At 37.5% G+C, this 23,336-nt stretch carries 24 protein-coding genes, 1 pseudogene and 1 riboswitch; of the genes and pseudogenes, 17 read left to right on the plus strand and 8 right to left on the minus strand.

The window, feature by feature from the left end; all coding sequences use genetic code 11:
- Nucleotides 1-7: 7 nt before the first annotated feature.
- Nucleotides 8-1,287: pseudogene (locus FI644_RS19170) on the minus strand (MATE family efflux transporter).
- A 167-nt stretch (nt 1,288-1,454) separates the two neighbouring features.
- Between FI644_RS19170 and FI644_RS19175 the strand changes: the two are divergent.
- Entirely contained in the window at nt 1,455-1,766 is a 312-nt protein-coding gene (locus FI644_RS19175; protein WP_053476630.1) for a hypothetical protein, read from the plus strand.
- 82 nt (nt 1,767-1,848) lie between these two features.
- Here FI644_RS19175 and FI644_RS19180 read toward each other — a convergent pair whose 3' ends face one another.
- The 4 genes from FI644_RS19180 to FI644_RS19195 form a co-directional block, all read right to left on the minus strand.
- Nucleotides 1,849-2,412, minus strand: a complete 564-nt coding sequence (locus FI644_RS19180) for a GNAT family N-acetyltransferase (protein ID WP_053476629.1) — start codon at nt 2,410-2,412, stop codon at nt 1,849-1,851.
- 492 nt (nt 2,413-2,904) lie between these two features.
- Nucleotides 2,905-4,029 carry an amidohydrolase gene (locus tag FI644_RS19185; RefSeq protein WP_053476628.1) on the minus strand — a complete coding sequence of 375 codons (1,125 nt, stop codon included), beginning with the start codon at nt 4,027-4,029 and terminating at the stop codon, nt 2,905-2,907.
- Between the two features lie 80 nt (nt 4,030-4,109).
- On the minus strand, nt 4,110-4,691 hold the full coding sequence (uptA, locus tag FI644_RS19190) for an undecaprenyl phosphate transporter UptA (protein ID WP_053476627.1): 582 nt from the start codon (nt 4,689-4,691) through the stop codon (nt 4,110-4,112).
- 25 nt (nt 4,692-4,716) lie between these two features.
- Nucleotides 4,717-5,496, minus strand: a complete 780-nt coding sequence (locus FI644_RS19195) for an undecaprenyl-diphosphate phosphatase (protein WP_053476626.1) — start codon at nt 5,494-5,496, stop codon at nt 4,717-4,719.
- A 241-nt stretch (nt 5,497-5,737) separates the two neighbouring features.
- Between FI644_RS19195 and FI644_RS19200 the strand changes: the two genes are divergently transcribed.
- The 5 genes from FI644_RS19200 (at nt 5,738) to FI644_RS19220 (ending at nt 9,000) form a co-directional block, all read left to right on the plus strand.
- On the plus strand, nt 5,738-6,061 hold the full coding sequence (locus tag FI644_RS19200) for a DUF4870 domain-containing protein (RefSeq protein ID WP_053476625.1): 324 nt from the start codon (nt 5,738-5,740) through the stop codon (nt 6,059-6,061).
- 109 nt (nt 6,062-6,170) lie between these two features.
- Nucleotides 6,171-6,380, plus strand: coding sequence for a PLD nuclease N-terminal domain-containing protein (locus FI644_RS19205; protein ID WP_053476624.1), 210 nt, complete (start codon nt 6,171-6,173; stop codon nt 6,378-6,380).
- Nucleotides 6,380-7,288 carry an ABC transporter ATP-binding protein gene (locus tag FI644_RS19210; protein ID WP_142108729.1) on the plus strand — a complete coding sequence of 303 codons (909 nt, stop codon included), beginning with the start codon at nt 6,380-6,382 and terminating at the stop codon, nt 7,286-7,288. Before FI644_RS19205 ends, FI644_RS19210 begins: the two co-directional genes overlap by 1 nt.
- Nucleotides 7,285-8,061 carry an ABC transporter permease gene (locus FI644_RS19215; RefSeq protein ID WP_142108730.1) on the plus strand — a complete coding sequence of 259 codons (777 nt, stop codon included), beginning with the start codon at nt 7,285-7,287 and terminating at the stop codon, nt 8,059-8,061. The genes FI644_RS19210 and FI644_RS19215 overlap by 4 nt, the downstream gene beginning before the upstream one ends.
- A 96-nt stretch (nt 8,062-8,157) precedes the next feature.
- Nucleotides 8,158-9,000 carry a patatin-like phospholipase family protein gene (locus FI644_RS19220; protein ID WP_142108731.1) on the plus strand — a complete coding sequence of 281 codons (843 nt, stop codon included), beginning with the start codon at nt 8,158-8,160 and terminating at the stop codon, nt 8,998-9,000.
- A 58-nt stretch (nt 9,001-9,058) separates the two neighbouring features.
- Here the strand turns inward: FI644_RS19220 and FI644_RS19225 are convergent, their stop codons facing one another.
- A complete protein-coding gene (locus FI644_RS19225; protein WP_142108732.1) occupies nt 9,059-9,619 on the minus strand; it encodes a YdcF family protein in 561 nt (186 codons plus the stop codon).
- Nucleotides 9,620-9,746: 127 nt separating this feature from the next.
- On the opposite strand from FI644_RS19225, the gene FI644_RS19230 reads away from it, so the two are divergent.
- Nucleotides 9,747-10,520 carry a hypothetical protein gene (locus FI644_RS19230; RefSeq protein ID WP_053476619.1) on the plus strand — a complete coding sequence of 258 codons (774 nt, stop codon included), beginning with the start codon at nt 9,747-9,749 and terminating at the stop codon, nt 10,518-10,520.
- A gap of 122 nt (nt 10,521-10,642) precedes the next feature.
- Nucleotides 10,643-11,212, plus strand: a complete 570-nt coding sequence (locus tag FI644_RS19235; RefSeq protein WP_142108733.1) for a TlpA disulfide reductase family protein — start codon at nt 10,643-10,645, stop codon at nt 11,210-11,212.
- A gap of 40 nt (nt 11,213-11,252) precedes the next feature.
- Here the strand turns inward: FI644_RS19235 and FI644_RS19240 are convergent, their stop codons facing one another.
- Nucleotides 11,253-12,047 carry an EcsC family protein gene (locus FI644_RS19240; RefSeq protein ID WP_053476617.1) on the minus strand — a complete coding sequence of 265 codons (795 nt, stop codon included), beginning with the start codon at nt 12,045-12,047 and terminating at the stop codon, nt 11,253-11,255.
- Nucleotides 12,048-12,224: 177 nt separating this feature from the next.
- Between FI644_RS19240 and FI644_RS19245 the strand changes: the two genes are divergently transcribed.
- The 6 genes from FI644_RS19245 (at nt 12,225) to FI644_RS19270 (ending at nt 18,791) form a co-directional block, all read left to right on the plus strand.
- The gene (locus FI644_RS19245) at nt 12,225-13,526 is read left to right on the plus strand and encodes an NCS2 family permease (protein WP_053476616.1); all 1,302 of its coding nucleotides are present in this window, start codon (nt 12,225-12,227) and stop codon (nt 13,524-13,526) included.
- Nucleotides 13,527-13,636: 110 nt separating this feature from the next.
- Nucleotides 13,637-13,781, plus strand: a riboswitch (FMN riboswitch).
- Between the two features lie 127 nt (nt 13,782-13,908).
- Nucleotides 13,909-15,000 carry a bifunctional diaminohydroxyphosphoribosylaminopyrimidine deaminase/5-amino-6-(5-phosphoribosylamino)uracil reductase RibD gene (gene ribD / locus FI644_RS19250; protein WP_053476614.1) on the plus strand — a complete coding sequence of 364 codons (1,092 nt, stop codon included), beginning with the start codon at nt 13,909-13,911 and terminating at the stop codon, nt 14,998-15,000.
- A gap of 4 nt (nt 15,001-15,004) precedes the next feature.
- Nucleotides 15,005-15,661, plus strand: a complete 657-nt coding sequence (gene ribE / locus FI644_RS19255; protein WP_053476613.1) for a riboflavin synthase — start codon at nt 15,005-15,007, stop codon at nt 15,659-15,661.
- Nucleotides 15,662-15,686: 25 nt separating this feature from the next.
- Nucleotides 15,687-16,880, plus strand: a complete 1,194-nt coding sequence (locus FI644_RS19260) for a bifunctional 3,4-dihydroxy-2-butanone-4-phosphate synthase/GTP cyclohydrolase II (RefSeq protein WP_053476612.1) — start codon at nt 15,687-15,689, stop codon at nt 16,878-16,880.
- Between the two features lie 15 nt (nt 16,881-16,895).
- Nucleotides 16,896-17,363: a 6,7-dimethyl-8-ribityllumazine synthase gene (ribH, locus tag FI644_RS19265; protein ID WP_053476611.1), complete on the plus strand. Its 468-nt coding sequence runs from the start codon at nt 16,896-16,898 to the stop codon at nt 17,361-17,363.
- Between the two features lie 183 nt (nt 17,364-17,546).
- Nucleotides 17,547-18,791, plus strand: coding sequence for an EAL and HDOD domain-containing protein (locus tag FI644_RS19270; RefSeq protein ID WP_053476610.1), 1,245 nt, complete (start codon nt 17,547-17,549; stop codon nt 18,789-18,791).
- A gap of 41 nt (nt 18,792-18,832) precedes the next feature.
- Here the strand turns inward: FI644_RS19270 and FI644_RS19275 are convergent, their stop codons facing one another.
- The gene (locus FI644_RS19275; protein WP_053476609.1) at nt 18,833-20,659 is read right to left on the minus strand and encodes a DNA ligase D; all 1,827 of its coding nucleotides are present in this window, start codon (nt 20,657-20,659) and stop codon (nt 18,833-18,835) included.
- A 150-nt stretch (nt 20,660-20,809) separates the two neighbouring features.
- Here FI644_RS19275 and ku point away from each other — a divergent pair, with 150 nt between their 5' ends.
- The 3 genes from ku to FI644_RS19290 all read left to right on the plus strand — a co-directional run bounded on the left by ku (nt 20,810) and on the right by FI644_RS19290 (nt 23,303).
- A complete protein-coding gene (ku, locus tag FI644_RS19280; RefSeq protein ID WP_053476608.1) occupies nt 20,810-21,640 on the plus strand; it encodes a non-homologous end joining protein Ku in 831 nt (276 codons plus the stop codon).
- Between the two features lie 125 nt (nt 21,641-21,765).
- Entirely contained in the window at nt 21,766-22,314 is a 549-nt protein-coding gene (locus FI644_RS19285) for a glycerol-3-phosphate responsive antiterminator (RefSeq protein WP_053476607.1), read from the plus strand.
- A 164-nt stretch (nt 22,315-22,478) separates the two neighbouring features.
- Nucleotides 22,479-23,303 carry an MIP/aquaporin family protein gene (locus FI644_RS19290; protein ID WP_053476606.1) on the plus strand — a complete coding sequence of 275 codons (825 nt, stop codon included), beginning with the start codon at nt 22,479-22,481 and terminating at the stop codon, nt 23,301-23,303.
- The last annotated feature ends 33 nt before the right edge of the window (nt 23,304-23,336 follow it).

The raw sequence follows: 23,336 nt of genomic DNA on the forward strand, positions 1-23,336 counted from the left end.
GTCTTTTTTATATAGCAGATTTAGCGTTCAATCTTTTTCTCTGTATAAAAATGAGTCTGCTTGATAAGCAGATTGCACCTGCTGCAAGCCCAATAATTAATCCAATCCAGTAGCCGAACGCTCCCCAGTTTGTATGGTTTGCTAGGTAATACCCGACAGGCAAGCCGATAATCCAATACGAGATCAGTGACATAATAAATGTGATGTTGACATCCTTATAGCCACGTAAAGCCCCTTGTACAGAAGCTTGAATCGCATCTGATAGCTGGAAAAAGATTGCAAATATTAAAAATTGTGCTGTTAGTTTAATGACCATTGGATCCTTCGTATAAATGCCTGCAACTTCTGGGCGAAAGAAGAGGAGAATTACTCCGCAGACAAAAGCCATGAGGACGGCGATAGACACACCTATCCAGCTATATTCTTTTGCATCTTTTAATCTATTCGCGCCTACCTCAAATCCAACGACTATTGTCAATGCCATGGAGATGCTCAAAGGAATCATGTAGAGAAAAGATGAAAAGTTTAATGCTGCTTGATGTGCAGCAATCGTAGCTGTGTCAAATTCACTCATAAACAGTGTAACCGCTGCAAAAATACTTGTTTCAAAAAAGATAGAAAACCCAATAGGTACACCAATGACCAAAATTTCCTTCCATTTGCCTAAGGAAATTCGATAGAATGTCTGGAATATCCCAAATCCAGAAAAGGGCATTTGCTTATGAATGATAACAATCGAAATAACTGTAATTACCCAATACGTAATTGCCGTTGCATAGCCTGCTCCGACTCCACCTAGTTCAGGAAACCCTAACTTACCGTAAATGAGGAGATAGTTAAAGATCACATTTATCGGCAGGGTAAGCAGGGTGATCATCATAGTTACACGTGTTTTGCCTAGTGCATCAATAAATGAACGAAGAACACTATAAATAAATAAAGGAATCATTCCGAAGCTTAAAGCAATTAAATAATCACGTGCTGTTGCGTAAACCTCGGCTTCAAGACTCATTCCATTTAAGACTGGAGTAAGCGCAAAACTGCCGGAAATGATAACGATGATAGCCATAGCAACCGCAAGATAAATGCCTTGGATAACCAATTTGCAACCTGATCCCGTTTTTTGCCGCCGATTAACTGAGCAACAATGGGAGTGATGGAAAGGAGTATCCCGCTAAGACCAGTGAATACTGGCATCCAAAGTGAAGAACCAATTGCAACTCCTGCTAAATCCTTTGAACTGTAGTGACCAGACATAGTCGTGTCAAAGAAACTCATTGAATACATAGCAAGCTGAGTGATGAGAATGGGAATCAAAATAATCAGCAGCTGCTTGATCTTCCCTTTTTTGCTAAATGTTTGATTCATATCAATTATCCTCTTTCTATTTCAGTACAAAATAAAATTATAGCATATTTTATTCATGACTGTTCAGTTCTTAGGAAATTAGCATTTTGGGTTATTTTTGTCAGAAAGAAGACATAACAATTTTGCAATTATGTGAACTTTTAAAAATTGTGAATGAAATGATATTCAAATGTGAAATATATTTAGTAAATGAAACAGTCTATTGTATTGAAGGAATTGTTAATGAAGGAGAGATGGTCATGAACTTCAATTTAAACAGAATTAATCCAAATCAGACCCAGGTGTTATTTCACGATGGCCGCTTTGAAACACTAACAAACGAAGAACTAGAAGATCTAATGGCACAGATGGGGATCAGTGAGAGGGCAGATGAATTGGAATCGAATGTAACAGATTAGGAGCTGCTCAAATGTATGGGCAGCTTTGTAAAAATAAAAAAAGCCAATTTTAATTAAAAAATTGGCTTCGTTTATGCTAATATTAAGCTTCCAGCAGATGTGAGGACTCTTGAAAATCGGCTGCGCCGTTTCGTAAAACATCCAACGTGTATAAATCCTTTGGAATCTCATATAAATTATATATCGGTCCATTTGCATTAAGCTGTTCATAAATAGCTTTTCTAGTTTCATTGGCAGAAATGACATATGGCAGCTTCTCTGCTGCTTTTTGGGAACGAATATTTTCTTTTCTAATTCGCATGAAAATTGTATCAATTCCCATTTCATAGAATAGTTCATTAAAAAAGGCATCTTTCGCTAATTTATTATAGCCTTTTCCATGGTATGGTTTTCCAAGCCAAGTGCCTAAAAATCCAGCATTCTCTTGAATATCAAATAAATTTATTGTCCCAATCGGAGCTCCCCATTCATCAAGAATCGTGCGTGAAATTAGTTCTCCACGTTCTTCTGCTTCGATTGTTTGTTTTGTCATAAAAACAAATTCATCATAGGAATAGGCTTTTTGGCGCACAAAAGGAAAGACATCAGGATGCGTCATTAAATCATATAGTTCATGGCATTCTTGGAAATCACGTTTCTTGAGCATAGGTTATCCCTCCATTATGAGGACGTTCCTACTCCATGCCAAATAGAGCATACGGTCCACCCTCGAAATTTTTTGTATGTTGCTAAAAAATTTCGGGGTGGGAATCGAACCCACTAGAACCAGTATGACTGGTGGCGCACCATTTGCCTTCCCTATTCTATCGTTACCGATATTATGATTTTCTAAAAGATAAGCAGATATAGCTTTGAAGTTAGAGTTGTCTAGCTCCAGCGCCTATCGCCTATCAAACTTCAGGTCCCCTCCCTACGATAAGACGACATCAATTCGCTATCGCTCATTGTGTCTCCTATATCTCAGTCTAGGCCCTTCCAGTTTGTACGACGATGATCAAGGCGCTTCCGCTTTTCTAATTTTGCTAAAAAACGATTTCACTATCGTATAATACTAAAAAAAAATAAAAAAGGAAATAGTTTTTTTACTTATTTTTATTGCGATTTTGTGGCAAAAATCTACAGCGAATTTCTACAAAATTCAAGCTTCTTCATATTCGAAAGTACCGCTGATCATTGTCCATTTTGGTTTAGCAAGATAATGAAATGGATGATGACTCCAAAGAACTAAATCAGCATCTTTTCCTTCTTCAATACTTCCTAGACTTTTATCAATCCGCAAGTTTTTTGCAGGCAGGATGGTAATTCCTTCTAATGCTTTTTGCTCAGACAATCCCTCACGTACAGCAATGGATGCGCACACATTTAAATACTGAATCGGAATATAAGGATGGTCGGTTGTAATTGATACTTCAACACCATTATTTGTAAGCTCCTGATATGTTTTCCACGTTTTATTTTTCAGTTCAACCTTTGAACGCCTTGTTAATGTTGGACCAACTGAAACCTTTAAATCAAGTCCAGCTAATTCCTCGGCAATGAGGTGCCCCTCTGTACAATGCTCGATCCGCAAATCTAAATCAAATTCCTCTGCGAATCGCAGTGCAGATATGATATCATCTGCACGATGAGCATGGATACGCACAGGAATCTCTTTATTTAATGCCTGTATAATGGGGGCGGTTCTAAGGGAATCGGGGTGATATAATTGACTGGCATCATAGAAAGCTTCCCTGAGCATTCCCATGATTCCCATTCGAGTGATAGAATCCTTATTTCCTTGGCTATGTATACGTTTCGGATTTTCGCCAAGAGCAATTTTTAATCCAGCCGTTTCTTGTACAATCATTTTTTTAATATTCTTTCCAGCGGTTTTAATAACAGATGTAGTACCCCCGATCACATTGGCGCTTCCAGGCATGATATGTACAGTTGTAATCCCATGCTTAACTGCATCGGAAAAGGCTGGATCTAGCGGGTAAACACCATCCATGGCACGAACATGAGGACTCATAGCTTCTGCTGTTTCATTTGCATCATTGCCAGCCCAGCCTGTCCCTTCATCATACAAGCCTAAATGTGTATGAACATCAATAAAACCAGGGAATAAGTAGCTGCAGTTACAGTCAATGATCTTTACATCCGAATCTGTCTTGATAAAATCCCCGATCTTTGAAATTTTACCTGTATCTACTAAAACATCTCCATGAAATGCCGGAGACGTAATTGGATGAATAAAAGCATTTTTTAATAAGATTTTAGTCATGGATTTCCCTTTCTCACTCAGTAATCAATTGTTTTTACTATTTTAACAAGAGATATGTTGATAGGAAATACAAATTTAGTTTACTGTCTTTTTTTATAAAGAAAATAGATGACGACTGATGTAATAGCAAAAATAATGATGGGGAGTAGAACAGGTTTGGCATATTCTTTAATTTCTCGCCAATGATCACCAAGCTGAATGCCTAATAATAGGAATAATACGGTCCAAGGGATCATTGCTGCTATCGTATACATGCTGAAGGTTGATAGCGGCATTTTTGCAATGCCTGCTGGGATGGAGATCGCATGGCGGATGACAGGAACGAAGCGAGCAGTAAAAATAACACCGGTTCCATATTTTTGAAACCATTGCTCGGATGCATCTAAATGTGATTTCTTAATTAATAAAAATTTCCCATATTTATCAAGAAATGGTCTTCCGCCATATAGTCCGATCCAATAAAGAAAAAGCTGGGCAATGGTTCCGCCGATTATACCTGCAGCGAGCGCTCCCCAAAAGTGAATTTTCCCTGTACTTACCAAGTAGCCTCCGTAGCTGAGGACAATTTCACTAGGAATGACTTCAACCATTAATCCTAGGGCAATCCCTATGTATCCAAGCTGGGATAAAACCTCGAATATAGAAAAGAAAAGTTCTTTCAACTTCCTATCCCCTTTATCATAAAAATTAAAAAATGCCTGTCATCTGTAAAATGAGTATGGAAGATCCTAAGATCCAAACATAAACAGCAAATATTTTCAAGGACTTCCGTTTAAGAAAATTAATCATGTACACAACGGCTATGTAGCCAAATATTGCGGAGGCAAGTGTTGCCACGAACAGGCTGCCAATTGAGATAGCTTCGATATGTCCAGCTGCCATTTCCCCAAATTGGAGGATAATTCCGCCTGCAATTGCTGGAATGGAGAGAAGAAAAGAAAAATAAGCAGCGGTCTCTCTGTCTAATTTTCGGATTAATCCTGCCGCAATTGTGAGACCCGATCTTGAAATAGCAGGAAAAATGGCGGCTGCTTGAAAGGTTCCAATAAATAAAGCATCCCCATAACTAATTGTCTCCATTTTCTTTCTGCCGTTTTTAATGCTGTCTGCAAACCATAAAATGAATCCAGTAATTAAAAATTCCCACCCAATTGTAACGCCTGTTTTTGAAATAGAATCGAATAGATCACTGAATAGAAAGCCAACAATAACAGCAGGAATCGTTCCAACGACAAGAAGCATAGAAAGTTTCCCAAAAGGATTCTTTAAAATCTGAAAGAGCTCGTTTTTATAAACCACAAGAACGGCGAGCAAGGTACCAACATGAAGCATCGTATCAAGAAATAAACCTGCATCATCCAGGCCGAATAAATGCCGGCCTAAATATAAATGGCCAGTACTTGATATTGGCAGAAATTCTGTCAGTCCTTGAATGATTCCAAGAATAAAAGCTTCTAATTTAGACATCAAATTCCATCATCCTCTTCATATATGAATATAGGTTGTCTTTACCAATTTTATTCAAGTTGTCCCAAACAAGAACTGAAATTAGATAAAGCAAAGAGAGAAGGAATTTATAAATCCGCTAAAATGTATGAAACTTTATTCAAGTTAGCGCGTACATAATATCATAAGAGAACTCATCCTAGCTTCATATATAAATTAGAACTACTTAAGGAAGTTTTCGAATGAAAAAGGAGGAACGAACATGCCATCAAATGATGAAAGGTTGCTGGCTACAGCTATTTACGTTACAAGTTTCTTTACAACCATTATTGGACCACTGGTAATCTGGCTGTTAAAGAAGGATGAGTCCGAGTATATTAACTATCATGGAAAAGAGTATTTCAACTTCATTATTTCTTATGGAGTATATTCCATCATTAGTATGATTTTAATGATCATTTTAATCGGGTTCCTTACAATTTGGATTGTTGGGATAGCGGCATTTGTCTTTACGATTATTGCAGCTGTGAAAGCTTATGAAGGGAAGGAATATCGTTTCCCTCTCGTCTTCAGACTTATACGATAATCGGAAAAATCCAAGAGATTTCATCTCTTGGATTTTTTTTTTGAACGAAATTGAAACTTGTGCGTCTTATAGGTAATTACAGATGAAAGAAGCAAAGGAGGATTTTGAAATGGAACTATCACAGGTTAATTGGGAAGTTATTATACCAATTGTTGCACCTATCATTTTGATTCAACTAATACTTTTGGCCATTGCCATTATTGATTTAGTGCGGATTGAAAAAGTAAACGGGCCTAAATGGGTGTGGATTCTTGTTATCCTTTTCGTAAATATTGTCGGACCCATTCTATATTTTGTAATCGGAAGGAGAAATGATTAATGTCAGTTGTTCATGTGAAGAACCTCAAGAAAAACTATCAAAAGCATGAAGTGATAAAAGGGATAGACTTCGAATTAATGGATAAGAAATGTATCGCATTGCTAGGTGCGAACGGGGCTGGAAAAACAACCACTTTACAAATGCTTTCAGGATTAATGAAGCCAACAAATGGGGAAATCTTATTCTCAGGATCCCGGGAAGGAGATGATTTTCGTCATTTAATCGGTTATCTTCCACAACACCCGGTGTTTTATGACTGGATGACCGGTAGGGAATTTTTAGAATATGCTGGGAAGCTTTCAGGTTTATCAAAAAAGGATTCAAAAAAAAGAACACAGGAATTATTGGAATTAGTTGGCATTGAAGAAGCGAAAAATCGTCGAATTGGGAAGTATTCAGGAGGGATGAAGCAAAGATTGGGGATTGCCCAAGCGATTATACACCGTCCTAAATTGGTTATCCTAGATGAACCGGTCTCTGCCCTTGATCCATTTGGACGAAGGGAAGTACTTGAATTGATGGGAAGATTGAAAAAGGAAACAGCTATTCTTTTTTCAACTCATATCTTAAATGATGCCGAAGAGGTGTGTGATGAAATTCTCTTTCTTCATAATGGAAGATTAGTAGAGTCAGGTACAATGGAACAGCTTCGAGATAAGCATCAGCAGGCAAAAATAGATCTTGAGTTCAAAGAGGACGCTGCACGTTATGCGGAACTGTTCACTGCTCTTGTAAAAGTACAATCACACGCCATTAAAAGAAATAAAATAAGTTTTTTCGTTGAAGATATAGAGCTTGCGAAAATAGGTTTTCTAAAGGTGATTGCAGAGAGGAATCTTCCGCTTGTGAAATTTGAGATTAGCCGCACAAGTTTAGAGGAAGTATTTATGAAGGTGGTAGAGAAATGAAACAGTGGATGACTTTGTTAAATAAAGAGCTGCTAGAGATGACACGAAATTTCAAATGGATATGGGTTCCTATTGTTTTTATTCTAATAGCGGTAATGGAACCGATTACCGCCTATTATATGCCGCAAATAATTGATTCTCTTGGTGATTTGCCAGATGGTGCTGTAATTGAATTACCAGTACCATCTGCGGAAGAGGTATTAGTTGCTTCGTTAAGTCAATATAATACACTAGGCCTGTTAGTGATTATCTTAAGTTCCATGGGGATCATCGCAGGTGAAAGAAAAAGCGGGGTTGCAGGATTAATATTAGTAAAGCCTGTTTCATATACGGCATTTGTAACTGCAAAATGGGCTGGGGCCATGCTATTACTTTGGATATCTTATTTCATCGGGTATTTTGTATCCTGGTATTATGTTGGAATCCTTTTTGACACGATTCCTTTTATAGATTTTATCCAATCGTTTTTCATATACGGTTTATGGCTTTCTTTCGTTCTTACGATTACGGTTTTCTTTAACTCATTTCTAAAATCACCAGGTGCAGTCGGATTTCTTTCGTTCGCAGCTGTTATCGTATTAATCGTTATAAGCGGGACATTTTCGAAATGGTTTGAATGGAGTCCAGCTCAATTACTTTCCTATGCAAGTACGTTTATAATGAGTGGCCCAATCTCTTCTGATGTTTGGGCGGCGATTATCCTATCCGTTTCCGGAATCATTATGTTATTAGGAGGAGGCATTGCTATTTTTCGACGAAAAGAACTTGCATAAGTTCATTCATTTTGTCAAAGCAAAATCTTAACCTCCTCACTAAAAGTTTTGGTAAGATAATAAGCGAAACTGTAAATGAGAGGAAGAAGATCGGTAATGAATGATATTGGACTCGTTTTGGAAGGAGGAGGGATGCGGGGCGTCTATACGGCTGGTGTTCTAGAATATTTCTTGGAGCAGGAAATAAATTTTCCTTATGTGATTGGCGTTTCCGCTGGTGCCGGTGTAGCTGCCTCCTATTTATCAAAACAAAAGGGACGGAACAAAATTGTAAATATTGAATATGTATCAGATCCCCGCTATATTTCATGGCGAAACTTCATTAAGTCCCGGCAATTTTTTGGGATGGATTTCATTTTTGATGAGATTCCTAACAAATATGTTCCCTATCACTTTGATGAATTTTACGGCAATCATGCGGAATTTGTGATAGGAACGACGGATTGTCAATCAGGGGAACCAGTCTATTTCGGAAAAAAGGACTATGGAGAGGATCTGCTGAAAATTGTTAGAGCTTCCAGCTCATTGCCATTTATTGCTCCTGAAGTGCATTTTAAAAATCGTATTTTGCTTGATGGAGGAATTAGTGATCCAATCCCAATAAAAAAAGCTCAAAATGATGGCTTCAATCGGTCGGTAGTTATTTTAACTAGAAACAAAGGATACAGAAAGAAGCCTTCGAAATTTCATTTTCTTGTCAAAAGAAAATACCCGCAGTATGACGGATTACAGCAAGCATTGGCAAGCCGTTATCAAAAATATAATGATACGGTCCGCTATCTCGAAGAAGAAGAAAGAAACGGCAGAGTTTTAATCATTCAGCCTCTAGAACCTTTAGAGGTAGGAAGAATGGAAAGAGACCCAAATAAGCTGGAAAAATTATATCTTCAAGGATTTGAAGATGCAAAAAGGTATAGAGATAGAATCCTCAATTGGTAAGCAATTATTGTTATTTTATAATGAAAAGCTATCGTTTTCACGATAGCTTTTTTCTATTTTATGAACCAAATACTTTCATTTTAATGACTGCTGCATATTCGCGGATAAAAAGTGTTGCCTTCACTACCTTTGGCGTTTCAGCAGCTAAAGGGTAGCCGATGATGCCAACTTTATTTGCGAAAGTGGTCGCTCGATAGAGATGAAAGTCATTACTGACAATGACAGCTTCATCAATTTCGTAAAGTTCTTTAGTGAATTTTAAGTTTTCGTATGTGGAAGTGGAGCGATCTTCAACCAGGATACGGTTTTCATTAATATGATTCTCAATGAAAAATCGGCTAAGTGCATCTGCCTCTGTAATATTTTCGCCTTTTCCTTTGCCGCCAGTAACAATGACAACGGTGTTAGGGTTGTCTTCTAAATAGGAAAGTGCTGTTTTTGCTCGATAAAGCAGACTTAGAGACATTTCCTCCCCGTTCACTTTTGCTCCGAGAACGATAAGGTACGGAATATTTGCAGGAGGAGTCTGATTCGCGGTTTTGACCATCTGGGTATGAATTATCAAAATGATAACAAGCGGGATTATCAGCAATCCACCAAAATAGATGAATTTTTTCATGTTTTTCCTCCTAAAAATCATGTTTGGGAAAGTTCTTTAATAGAATATTAGAGATTCAATTAATTAATAGCATATTTTCAGTTTAGAAGGAAGGATTTTCCTTCTTGCTTAGTTAGGAGTTTTACATATGAATATACAGCAATATTATAGAAGAACAGCATCCCTTTCCTTAAGTGTCAGCCTCGCTACACTGATTCCTCTATTTTTTCTTATTATTTACGGAATTATGATTGCAAGGGATGGAAGAGTTGTCTTGGTTGTTCTTCCCTTTCTTGTATATAGTTTTTTTTGTTATCAACATTATTTGGTCTGTGATCGGCGGTCGAAAGCATTTTCAGAGAACCTGCTGGAAAATAAAAACAAGAATGAAACACTAGTAAAGACAGATTATGTACTGCTTCATTTTTTGCCGGCTCCCTCATTACGAATACTATTCTTTAGCAGTGATGGGCAATTATTGGGAGAGCTTAGAGAAAGGAAACTTCTTTTCTTTAAATGGTTTTTACCGCGTTTTTTGGACAAGCTTTTGGAAAGAAAGTTTGGGCTTTATGATGAATCAAACCATATGTTTGCAATCTTTACATTTAATAAGAATCAGATAGAAATAATGGATAAAGATCAGAACTTAATAAATATCATCAGCGTATTGGATGAAATGCGTTCAAAAACAATTTTTGAAAGTAAGGGAGAGGAAATCGTTGTTACGCGTGCACATATGTATATGGATTATCAGTTTTTCCATAATCAAATAAGGGTTTCTAGGCTCCAAAAGGGCATAATGCCGATAGAGTGGGAGAATAAAATTAAGGATCCGAATACGCCAGTACTTTCTTTCGAAAAAAGTTTAAGTGAAGAACAAAAATTAAACATGTTCGCTATCCTTGCGAATATCCTCCACTAAATAATGGTGTGCCAGGAACTGTTCAGGTTTTTGAGGGTGGAAATTTAATGCACCTTAATAGTCTTTAGGTGAAGGGTCATGTATGATATAGCATATAGGATTCATCTTAAAGAGGTGCGTGTATGAAGAAATGGATTGTAGGAGCAGCAATTGTCATTGTTCTGTTAATCATCGCTGATAGGTATATTTTTAATGACAACAATAATGAGATTGAACAAATAGATAAATATGAGAAGTTAGAGAATGCTAGCGAGCTGCCAATTGGATTAATTGAAGGAAAACGGGCACCTGAATTTGAATTAGTTGATTTAAATGGGAAGTCAGTTCAGTTAAGCGATTATAAAGGCAAGCCTGTTCTTCTTAATTTCTGGGCGACCTGGTGTCCGCCTTGTAAAGATGAAATGCCTCATATGGAAAAGCTTTATAAAAAATATAAAAAAGATGGGTTTGAAATCCTTGCAGTCAATGTGACAACTTCAGAAAAAGACCCAAAGCATGTGGGGCAGTTTGTAGATGAATACAAACTGACATTTCCAATCCCATTAGATGAAAATGGGGCTGTTTTTCATGATTATGCAATCATTGGCTATCCAACAAGCTTTTTCATTGATTCAGATGGGGTCATTCGAAGAAAAGTAATGGGTCCGGTAGAGGAAGACGAATTAGAAAAGGAAATCCTGAAACTTTTATAAAAGAAAACGGTGCTGCCATTTTGAGCAGTACCGTTTTCTTTTATTCAGCTAATCGTTCTTTAATTCTTCTTTTTCGGTACAGCATCATGCCTGCTTCAGCAATATCATTAACAGCTGAGCGATTAATAAAGGCGCCAAATAGCAAACCAGCAATCGGAATCATCTGAAAGAGCTTTTTCCAGCCAACCTGATCTCGATAAGTAAATACGACTTCCCGCCATCCTTGAAGTTCTGATACCACTTCTCTTTTCGCCTGTTCATCTTCTGGGGAGTCGATGAGAGAAAGCTGATTTAAGATCGCTTTTTTTCCAACAATATCGGAAGAGACAAACTGTAGAACTTTAACAATGTACATTCTTTCTTTTTTATCATTCGGATTATAGCCATAGCATATCGCAATATCCTGAAGGGTTTTTAACTGCATACCAAGCAGTAATGGGATATCAATTGTTAGCGTAAAGATGCCTCCGATTCCCGTACTCGCCCCTTGAACGGTGGCAAGTTTTTTGCGGTTTCCGGTTAGCTTTGTAACTGTTTGATCCATTTCAAGGATCGGTATCGCTGCAACATCCTCTAAATTTTCCACATCCCGATTAGGGTAATACGACTTAATGGAGGAAACGGAGCTTAAATAGCTTCCTCCTGATTGTACATATTGACCTAATTCATCCAAGATAACGCCGATCTTATTTTGCAAAAAAGCAGGGGTAAACTTGTCCAATAATTTAAAGGGCAGCCGGCCGATTTTCTCCCAAAACCATAAATCACTTTGATCCTTTTCCCAATCCTCACTCTTTTTCAATTCAGTTAGCAATTGTTCTTTTGTTTCATTCACAGTCCATGTATCCTTCCATTCCTAAGATATAATTCTATACGTGCCATTGTACAAAAAAGTTTCATACCTATTGGCAAACTGAAAAATTTTTGTTAAAATAATGCCTTGTGGCTCACCTGAAATTTTCAGGGGGAGCGGGTAGGGAGAGGGCTAATTGAATAGTTAGGTCGTTTCATTATGAAGAAAAACTGGTTTACCCATTTCTTTCAGCTTGAGGAAAATCAGACTTCGATTAAACGTGAAGTTTTGGCAGGGATGATTGGATTTTTTACAATCGTATATATTATTGCCGTTAATTCACTTATTTTATCGGAAGCTGGGATTCCACTTGAAGCAGCTATTTTTGCAACGATAATTACATCTGTTGTTGGCTGCCTATTAATGGGCTTATGGGCAAATGTGCCAATTCTTCTTGTACCAGGCATGGGGATTAATGCATTATTTTCCTACACCATTGTTCAATCAATGGGAATGTCTTGGCAGGAAGCGTTAGCCGTCGTCTTTGTTTCTGGTTTAATCTTTACTTTTGTTGCCTTTTCTCGTTTTTCGACTGTTTTAAGTGAATCCATTCCACAATCTTTGAAAGAAGCAATAACAGTGGGACTTGGATTATTTTTAATGCTAATCGGACTAGAGAAGGGCGGAATTGTCGAGAAAGGGACAAATTCAATCATTGCTCTTGGTGAACTTGGAGAACCGCAAGTACTTGCGACCATTCTTACCTTCCTAATAGCCATAATTCTTTTTATGCGCAATACACCGGGGAATTTTTTGATTACGGTGGTTGCAGGCTCAGTAATTGCATGGTTATTTGGCTTGATTGACTTTACACAATCAGAGGAGAAGGCATTCTCATTATCGGATTATATGGAAGTTTTCGGTGCCATGTCATTTGATAATATCCTATCAATTACCTTCTGGATTGCCGTCTTTTCATTAACAATGGTTCTTGTGTTTGAAAATATCGGTTTAGTTCATGGCCATGTTTCATTTATTAATCGTTCAGATAGGTTTACTCGTGCTTTCCAGGCGAATTCGATATCGGCGATGTTATCCGGGGTATTTGGAACAAGTCCAACTGTGGCAACAGTTGAAAGCACAGCTGGTATGGCGGCAGGAGGCAGAACAGGATTAACGACAATCATCACTGGTTTGCTCTTTTTACTTTCTGCGTTTTTTATTCCGGTTATTAAGCTGATCCCAAATAGTGCCATTGCACCGATTTTAATGATTATTGGCGGATTGATGCTGCAAAATATTCGTAATCTAGATTTGAAAGATTTAAGTGAAAGCTTTCCAGCGTTTTTTATTATTGCGATGATTCCGTTTACGTATAGCATTGCAGACGGAATCGCTGTCGGGTTTATCCTTTATCCGATTCTCAAAATTGCGATTGGCAAAGCAAAGGAAGTTTCCTTATCCTTATATGTCATTGCAGGACTCTTTCTTTTTAATTTTGTTTTTCATGTGATAGGTTAATAGATTGTAAATAGATGAAAGAAGTACTTTTGGGTGTTTCTTTTTTTGTAGAAAAAACACTTCAAATTGTAAATTTTATTTACTCGTGATAAAATTCAACTAATCGAATAGGATTCCTTCGGGGCTGGGTGAAATTCCCAACCGGCGGTGATGAGGGTGACCTCTTAGTCCGTGACCCGTTTTCAAATGTTGAAAACGGTGGATTTGGTGAAATTCCAAAGCCGACAGTTAAAGTCTGGATGGGAGAAGGAATGACTAATTTGCGTAAAAATTGTATTGTTTTACGCTTCTTTGGTTATGTTTTTTTGCCCCGTACATATTTGTGCGGGGCTTTGTTTTTTCTGGAGAAATCAATGGATGAAAGGAGAATAAGAAAACTAGTATGAAAGATGAAGAATATATGAAACTGGCATTAAGAATGGCACTATCTATGAAAGGGCAAACAAACCCGAATCCGATAGTTGGAGCTGTTGTTGTTAAAAACGGCCAAATCATTGGAATGGGCGCTCATTTAAAAGCTGGAACTGCCCATGCGGAAGTACACGCCATTCGTATGGCTGGGAATGAAGCAAATGGAGCGGATTTGTATGTTACCCTTGAACCTTGCAGCCATTTCGGAAAAACACCCCCTTGTACAGCATTAATCTGTAAATCAGGAATCAAAAGGGTTGTTATCGCAGTGCTTGATCCAAACCCTCTTGCAGCTGGTCAAGGGATCGCTCAACTGAAAAGGGCTGGTATTGAAGTAGAGGTAGGCGTTGGAAAAGAAGACGCCTATACAATGAATGAACCATTTTTTCATTTTATTCAGACGAACACCCCTTACGTAACAATCAAATCGGCAGCCTCTTTAGATGGAAAGACTGCTGCAAAAACAGGTGACAGCAAATGGATTACCTCTCCAGAATCCAGATTGGATGTTCATCAACTAAGACACGAACATGATGCTATCCTAACAGGCGTGAATACGATTATTCACGATAATCCACATTTAACCACCAGACTGCCCCGAGGTGGAAAAAATCCCATTCGAATCGTATTAGATACACATCTACGAACACCTGTTGAATCCAATGTCATACAGGATGGAGCCGCAAAAACCATTATATTTACCGGAAGAGAAATAAATGAAAATAAAGTAGAAGCAATCCAGCAATATGGAGTAGAGGTTTTTCCTTTCTCAACACAGACTGTACTTATTCCAGATGTATTAAATGAACTGGGAAGTAGAAACATCATGTCTGTTTTAGTAGAAGGCGGTTCTGAAATTCATGCATCCTTCGTCAAAAATGATGCATTCCAGCAAATCGTTTTGTATATAGCGCCCATAATCATTGGCGGAAAAGAGGCAATTCCTTTTATTGGGGAAACTGGCATTGAATTCGTCAAACATGCAAAAAAGCTTTCATTTGAATCCATTGAGTATGTTGGTAAAGACATAAAGTTATTGGCAAAGCCTATAAAGGAGGGATAACGCTTTGTTTACGGGAATCATTGAAGAACTCGGTACAGTAAATAGTGCCGTCAAGTATGGGAAGACAATTAAGTTAACAATTAAGGCATCTAAAATCTTAAAGGATATTCATTTAGGAGACAGTATTTCCGTCAATGGTGTTTGTTTAACTGTAACAGAAATAAATAGTGATGAGTTTTCCACAGATGTCATGCCAGAAACTTTTAAAAGCACTTCATTATCATCTGTTAAAGAGCAGACAAAGGTTAACTTAGAAAGAGCGCTGGCGGTTAATGGAAGATTTGGAGGGCATTTTGTCACAGGACACGTAGATGGCATTGGACAAATACTAAAAAAGGCTGTTAAAGAAAATGCTATATATTTTGATATTTCAGTCCCTATATCATTCAGTCACCTCCTTTTAATGAAGGGCTCAATCGCAATAGATGGCATATCCTTAACCATATTTGGGGTAACGGATGATTCGGTAACTGTTTCGATTATTCCACATACAGCAAAAGAGACCGTACTAGATATGAAACATGTAGGTGATACAGTCAACATTGAGTTTGATATGCTAGCAAAATATTTGTTTTCATTTATGAAAAGAGAACAAAAAGAAACGAGTCGCAAACAAATTTTGTCAGAAAGCTTTCTACAAGAACACGGCTTTCTTTCTTAAGAAAGGACAATTGGAGGTAAATGAAATGCTTAGTGAAATAGAAGTAGCCATAGAAGATTTAAAGTCAGGGAAGGTCATTATTGTTTGCGATGATGAAGACAGGGAAAATGAAGGTGATTTTGTTTCGATTGCACAGTATGTAACACCGGAAACAATCAATTTTATGGCGAAAGAAGGAAGGGGCCTAATTTGTGTCCCGATTGCAGAATCATTGGCTACAAAGCTGGATCTGCAACCGATGGTAACTAGTAACACGGATAGCCATAAAACAGCTTTTACTGTCTCAATCGATCATAAAGATACCTCAACCGGAATTAGTGCATTTGAGCGTTCATTAACAATTGAGAAAATGCTTGATAAGAGTGTGTCTCCAACAGATTTTAACCGCCCTGGACATATATTTCCCCTTATTGGGAAAGAAGGCGGCGTCCTTAGGAGAGCAGGTCATACTGAAGCAGCCATTGACCTTGCAAGACTAGCTGGAGCGGAACCAGCAGGAGTTATTTGCGAAATTATGAAAGATGATGGGACAATGGCCCGTATGAATGACCTTGAAGCTGTTGCTCAAAAGTACGATTTAAAAATAATAACGATAAAACAATTAATCGAGTACCGATACAAGCATGAAAATCTTGTTAAAAGAGAAGTAGACATTCAATTACCAACAGAGTTTGGATTATTTAGAGCTATAGGTTATTCGAATTCAATTGATGGGAAAGATCATGTTGCATTAGTTAAAGGAGAGATCACTAAAGATGAACCTGTTTTATTGCGGGTCCATTCGGAATGCTTAACAGGTGACGTTTTTGGCTCTAATCGCTGTGACTGTGGTCCCCAATTGGAAGCGGCTCTTACACAAATCGAGAAAGAAGGAAAAGGAATACTTCTTTATATGAGGCAGGAAGGCAGAGGGATAGGACTTATAAATAAGTTGAAAGCTTATAAGCTGCAGGAAGAAGGATATGACACAGTCGAAGCAAACCATAAACTAGGCTTTGCAGATGATTTGCGCGATTACGGAGTTGGTGCACAAATACTAGTCGATTTAGGTGTAAGGAAAATGAGGCTCTTAACCAATAACCCGCGAAAGATTGCCGGATTAGGAGGATATGGTCTTGAAATAACAGAGCGTGTCTCATTGCAAATGCCGACGAAAAAAGAAAATGATTCATATTTAAAAACTAAAAAGTCAAAGCTTGACCATTTATTAACTTTTTAATAGGAGAGATGAGAGATGAAAAACGTAATTGAAGGCCATTTAGTTGGCACAGGTTTAAAAATGGCAATTGTCGTTTCCCGCTTTAATGAGTTTATTACTAGCAAATTATTAAGTGGTGCTGAAGACGCCTTAAAACGTCATGGTGTGAATGAAGAGGACGTAACAATCGTTTGGGTGCCTGGAGCTTTTGAAATTCCTCTTGCAGCGAAGAAGCTCGCTCAATCGGGAGCATATGATGCTATCATTACTCTTGGAACAGTCATTCGTGGAGCGACACCTCATTTTGATTATGTCAGTAATGAGGTTGCTAAGGGGGTTGCATCCACTGGAATGGAAAGCGGCATTCCCATTATCTTTGGTGTTTTAACAACAGATACAATTGAACAGGCGATTGAACGTGCCGGGACGAAAGCAGGTAATAAAGGCTGGGATTCTGCAGTGGGAGCAATAGAAATGGGTAATTTATACAAACAGCTTAAATAGCATTTTGATAGAATAAAGAAGTAATGGGGCACTGAATAATTCAGTGCCCCATTTTAATGACAGAAGAATTAAAATATGAGAGAATATTTTTGTAATCAACATATTTCGACTTTTTAAATATTTGTTTTTATATATAATGAAAAAAGTGTTATATTTTGTTAATTTTTTGTCGGAGGTAAGATAATGGAAGTTTTTGTTGCAAGGCAGCCGATTTTTAATCTTACAGAAGAAGTGTTTGGTTATGAGCTTCTTTATCGAAAGGATAAAAATGAGAATGCTTTCCCTGAGGTAGATGGAGACCAGGCAACCACTGAACTTATTATAAATAGCTTTTTAAGTATTGGGATTGATAAGCTTTCTAATGGCAAACCTTGTTTCATTAATTTTACAGAGAATTTGCTTAAGTTAGGCCTTCCAACGTATTTTAGACCTCGAGAGATCGTCGTAGAAATTTTAGAAACGGTTATCCCGAGTCCGGAATTAATCGAAATATGTATGGATCTGAGAGCACAAGGCTATCTAATTGCACTAGATGACTTCGTACTGAATGAATTAAATCCATATACACATGATCTATTAAAATTTGCGGATTTTATTAAAGTTGATTTTTTGTCTACTCCTTTTGAGATGAGGGAAAAAATAGAAGCGATTGCGAAAGATTTGAATATTGAATTGGTCGCTGAAAAGGTCGAAACAAGAGAAGAATTTGAAGAGGCAAAGAAACGGGGCTATCACTATTTTCAAGGTTATTTCTTTGCGAAGCCGGTAATTATTTCGACACATGATGTACCGACCTATTTTCATTCATATTATGAAATGATTCAAAATTTGTCGATGACTGAACCGAATATTGATCGAATTACGGAGTTAATTGAACGAGATATTTCTTTATCGTATAAGTTATTAAAATTAATCAATTCTCCCGCTTTTCGACCAAAGCAAAAGATTAATTCAATCCGGCAGGCGGTTGTCTTGCTTGGACTAATTGAGCTTCAAAAATGGATTTATGTACTTGCTGTTCGGGAATCAACAATTGGGGAAAGAGAGATTTCTCAAGAAATGATCCATATTAGCCTTACAAGAGCGCGAATGTGTGAAGAAATCGAAAAAATCAGACAGAACCGGCCATCCTCACCAAGTAATTTTATGACAGGCATGTTTTCTATGGTTGATTCATTATTGAGTATGCCTATGGAAATGATTCTAAGAGATTTACCGCTAGAAGAGGAGATTTGTGAAGCATTAACGGGTAAAGATAATCAGCTAAAAGATGTGCTCGATCTCGTTCTCGCTGTTGAAAAGGCAGAGTGGACGGTTATCAGTGAAAAATGTAAAGATCTAACAATTGATGAGAAGGATTTATTCAAAATTTATGCAGAATCACTTAGCTGGGCGAATGAGCTCAGTTTTGGAGAACAATTGATCTAAATGATAGAAGACCTGCCATATGAAGATTAGGCAGGCTTTTTCTATTTTTTTAAGAAATCAAGGACAGGCTGAAGATTTTGTTTTTCTTTCGCTGCAAAATATTGATGAAAAGGGTCACCATACTGATTAATTCTTTTTAGAATGGCAGGAATTTGAAAGTCAGCGATCCGTAAATGTTCATTTACTTCTTCCCAGTGAAGGGGAGTAGCAACTGTGGCTTCTTTAGTTCCTCTTGATGAATAAGGAGCAATAATCGTTTTCCCTTCTGCATGTTGAATATAGTCGACGTAGAGGCGATTGCCACGATTTTTTTTCATCCGTTCAATTGTAAAGGAATCTGGTTCTTTTGAGACTAAGTAATCGGCAATAAAGGCTGTGAATAGTCTAGTCTCTTCAAACGTATACGTATTTTCCAGGAGAGGAAGGTAAATTTGCAATCCTTTATTCCCGGATGTTTTTACAAAGCCAATTAGTTCAAGCTGATCGAGAATTTCCTTAATATATTTTGCGGCTTTAACGGCAAGTCCAAATGCCTCTCTTGATGGAGGATCAAGGTCAAAAACAATTTCACATGGTCTATGATTATTTATCGTTTGAAAAGGAATATGATATTCAAATGCAAGCTGATTCCCAAGCCACAGTAAGGTTTTAAGATTATTACAAACGATGTAATTAATCCCATCAGCCATTTTAGTTTCAACGAAATCTGGCGCATATTCTGGGCAGCTCTTTTGGTAAAAAGACTCTCCGAAAATTCCATGTGGGTAGCGGATAACTGTTAATAATCGATCTTTTAGAAAAGGAAGCATATATGGGGAAATCTCTCTTAAATAATGGATGAAATCAATCTTTTGTAAAGGAGGCTCTTCCCATAATGGTTTATTTGGATGGGTAATGATCACATCTGGCGGCAGATTCTTCTGTCCCTGAATGAATTGATCATACGTACACGAATCCGGTTTTATTTCAAATTTAAATTGATGGAAATGTGGTTCACGCATCTGTTCCTCATAGATTTCCAAATATTTGATTTCTACACAAATGGCCGGCTCTACATAAATATATTGATTGTCCTCATCTGCTTTATTTTCTTTAATGATTTGGGCAAGTGCTTTCTTCTCATCGGGCTTTATACCAAAGATAAATTGCCCAATAGGAATAATTGTCTGATTCCTGTATACACCAACATAAAAATAACCATTGGATTTTTCATATGAGGTGATAAAACAAGTGGCATATTTCCAATTTTTATATTTAACCCATAAAGAGGTTCTTTTTCCATCTTCCCATCTATTATTTTGCTGTTTGGCTACAATTCCTTCTCCATCATAAAGAGTAACCTTTTCCCAAACCTCGGCGAAATTTTTATAATATGGAAGCATTTGAATGAGTTTAACACTTTTTTCATCGGGTTTAAGGGGGAGATCACATTGTTTAAATAATGCCAGCAATATTGCTTTCCTCGAAAGATACAGTTCATTTACTACTGATTTTCCGCTTAATTCGATTACATCAAATATGAGAAGTCTGCAAGGGGAAGCATTTGCTTTATCCGCAATCCTTTTTTTTGACCGCATTCTTCCCCTAACTTGAATGGAGCCAAAATGTGCCTTATAGGCATTTTCGAGAAAGACCAATTCTCCATCTAAAGTAAGAGGCAGATAAGGGGCAAATTTGTCCTTGTTCGTTTCAAGGAATAATCGTACTTCTGGAAATAATTCCAATAATGATTTGCCGTTTCTGCTCGTAAGCGTTATTTCATTATCGTCCCAATGTAAAATCGCCCGAAACCCATCGTACTTAACTTCATAAAGCCACTCTTTTCCTTCAGGAATCTCAAAAGAAAGACTAGGCAGCATCGGCTTCAAATGGTTAAACCTCCTAAATTGCAAACGTATCTTTTATTTTTTCCAGTTGTATAAAAACTACTCTTTCTAAAAGAAATCTTTCCAACATTTAAAATGTATGCATTAGGTACAGTAACGCAAATTAAGAACAAAAAGATAGGAGCATGCATTATGCATACAATCTGGAAAGGCAGCATTAGCTTTGGACTTGTCAACATACCAATCAAGCTGCATGCAGCCACCGAAGATAAGGATATCAAACTGAGAAATCTGCATAAAGAGTGTCATTCGCCGATTAAATATGAAAAAGTTTGTCCTGTTTGTGATGTAGAGGTTAAGACGGAGGAAATTGTTAAGGCATATGAATATACGAAGGGGAAGTTTGTCGTTCTTGACGAGGAGGATTTGGAAAAGTTAAAGAAAGAGAATGAAGATAAAGCAGTCGAAATTATTGATTTTGTAATGATGGAACAAATTGATCCGATTTATTATGACCGTACGTACTATATGTCACCTGGTGATGGAGGGGGAAAGGCATACTCTTTATTGCGGAAAGCGCTGGAAGAATCTGAAAAAGTAGGGTTGGCAAAAATTATTATCCGCTCTAAAGAGCAGTTAGCTGTGCTCCGTGTGTATGAAAACACACTTGTTATGGAAACCATTCATTACCCTGATGAGGTTCGAAAAGCGGGTGATGTTCCTAATGTTCCTGCTGAAGATAAAGTAACGAAGAAGGAAATTGATACGGCAATTCTGCTAATTGATCAACTAACAACAGATTTCGAGCCCGATAAATATACGGATGAATACCGAACAGCGCTTCTTGAGCTGATTGAATCGAAACGGACTGGAAAAGAAATTGTTACACCGGTTGAAAAAGCACCTGCTACAAATGTGACTGATCTAATGGCAGCACTACAAGCGTCGATTGACAAGACGAAACCGAAAAAACCTGCGGCAAAAAAGAAACGTGTGTCTTCAAAAGCCAAAAAAGAAGCATAAAATTGAATGGATCATGTAAAAGCCGATTTTGAATTAGAAAATCGGCTTTCTTTCAATTTATTATTGAGTTATTTTCTATTTCCTTCTAGTATATGGGATATAGTCATAAACTGGAGCTGAAAAAAATGGAACAAAAAATATTGCCTGCATCGACAACGATGAAGGAGTTTGAGCACTTTTTGAAAAGCCCCTATAAAATTGGTGTCTTTTTGGACATGCATATTGCCCAATTGAAAAATGTAAATCAAATGGCTAAAGCATGTAATAAAAAAATGATTTACCACGTTGATATGATTCATGGAATAAAAAGTGATGATTATGCAACAGAATATATTTGTCAAGAGTATAAACCGTTTGGAATAATTTCTACGAAATCGAGTGTAATTTTAAAAGCAAAGCAAAAGGGAGTTGTAGCGATTCAAAGGATATTTCTCATTGATTCTCATGCGCTTGAAAAAAGCTATAAGCTAATAGAGAAAACGAGGCCTGATTATATTGAAGTCATGCCAGGAGCGATGCCATGGATGATAGAAGAGGTCAATCAGCGGTTAAATACACCCATTTTGGCTGGAGGTCTTATAAGGACGAAGGAAGAAGTAGTAAATGCATTGCAAGCTGGAGCCTCAGCAATCACCACTTCCAAGATAGATTTATGGGAAATATTTAATGACTAAATCTAATTGACAACGTTTTCATAGAGTTGTATACTCAATTTACAAGTTAATTCTATGTGTCGGAGATTAGGAGATTCACACAGTTTTGCCTTTTTAAGGTGTATTCTGTTGTGGATCTCTTTTTTTCGTCTATTTTGTCTTTAAGATGAGAGAGGGGATATGAGATGTCAGCTTTTATGGGAGAAGTTGTCGGAACGATGATTTTGATTTTATTTGGGGGAGGCGTCGTTGCCGGAGCGAATTTAAAGAAAACATTCTCTTTTAATGGAGGATGGATTGTCGTTACAATTGCTTGGGGTTTAGCGGTAACAATGGGGGTATTTGCAGTTGGATCGATTAGTGGTGCCCATTTGAATCCTGCTGTAACCATTGGTTTAGCTTTAAATGGGGATTTTCCTTGGGCGGAAGTGCCTGAATATATTATCGCTCAACTTATTGGTGGATTTTTAGGCGGTGTACTTGTTTTCCTTCATTACTTGCCGCATTGGAAGGCAACGGAGGATCAGGGAGCGAAATTAGCTGTATTTTCAACCAGCCCTGCCATTCCTCATACTTTTTCGAATCTATTAAGTGAAGTGATAGGTACATTTATTCTTGTCCTAGGTCTATTATTTATAGGTGCAAATAAGTTTTCAGAAGGTTTGAATCCGATTGCAGTGGGACTATTGATTGTAGTAATCGGAATGTCACTTGGGGGTACTACAGGCTATGCAATTAATCCTGCACGTGATCTTGGTCCTCGTATTGCGCATTTTGTGCTTCCAATTCACGGAAAAGGGAAGTCAGGCTGGGGCTATGCGTGGATCCCTGTTCTAGGACCGATTATGGGAGGATCACTTGGATCTATTTTCTATCAGATTTTCTTTACGGAAAAACTTTCAAACATGTTATGGACAGTTCTAGCTGTTAATATAATAATATTAATCATTGTTTATCTTATGGGTAAAAAAGAAAAAATGAATACAGAATCTTCTAAAGCTGCGGCATGATCGAAAGATTTTAAGATTGAACGGGGGAAGGGA

The sequence above is a fragment of the Cytobacillus solani genome (assembly GCF_006704205.1).
GTDB lineage: Bacteria > Bacillota > Bacilli > Bacillales > Cytobacillaceae > Cytobacillus > Cytobacillus solani.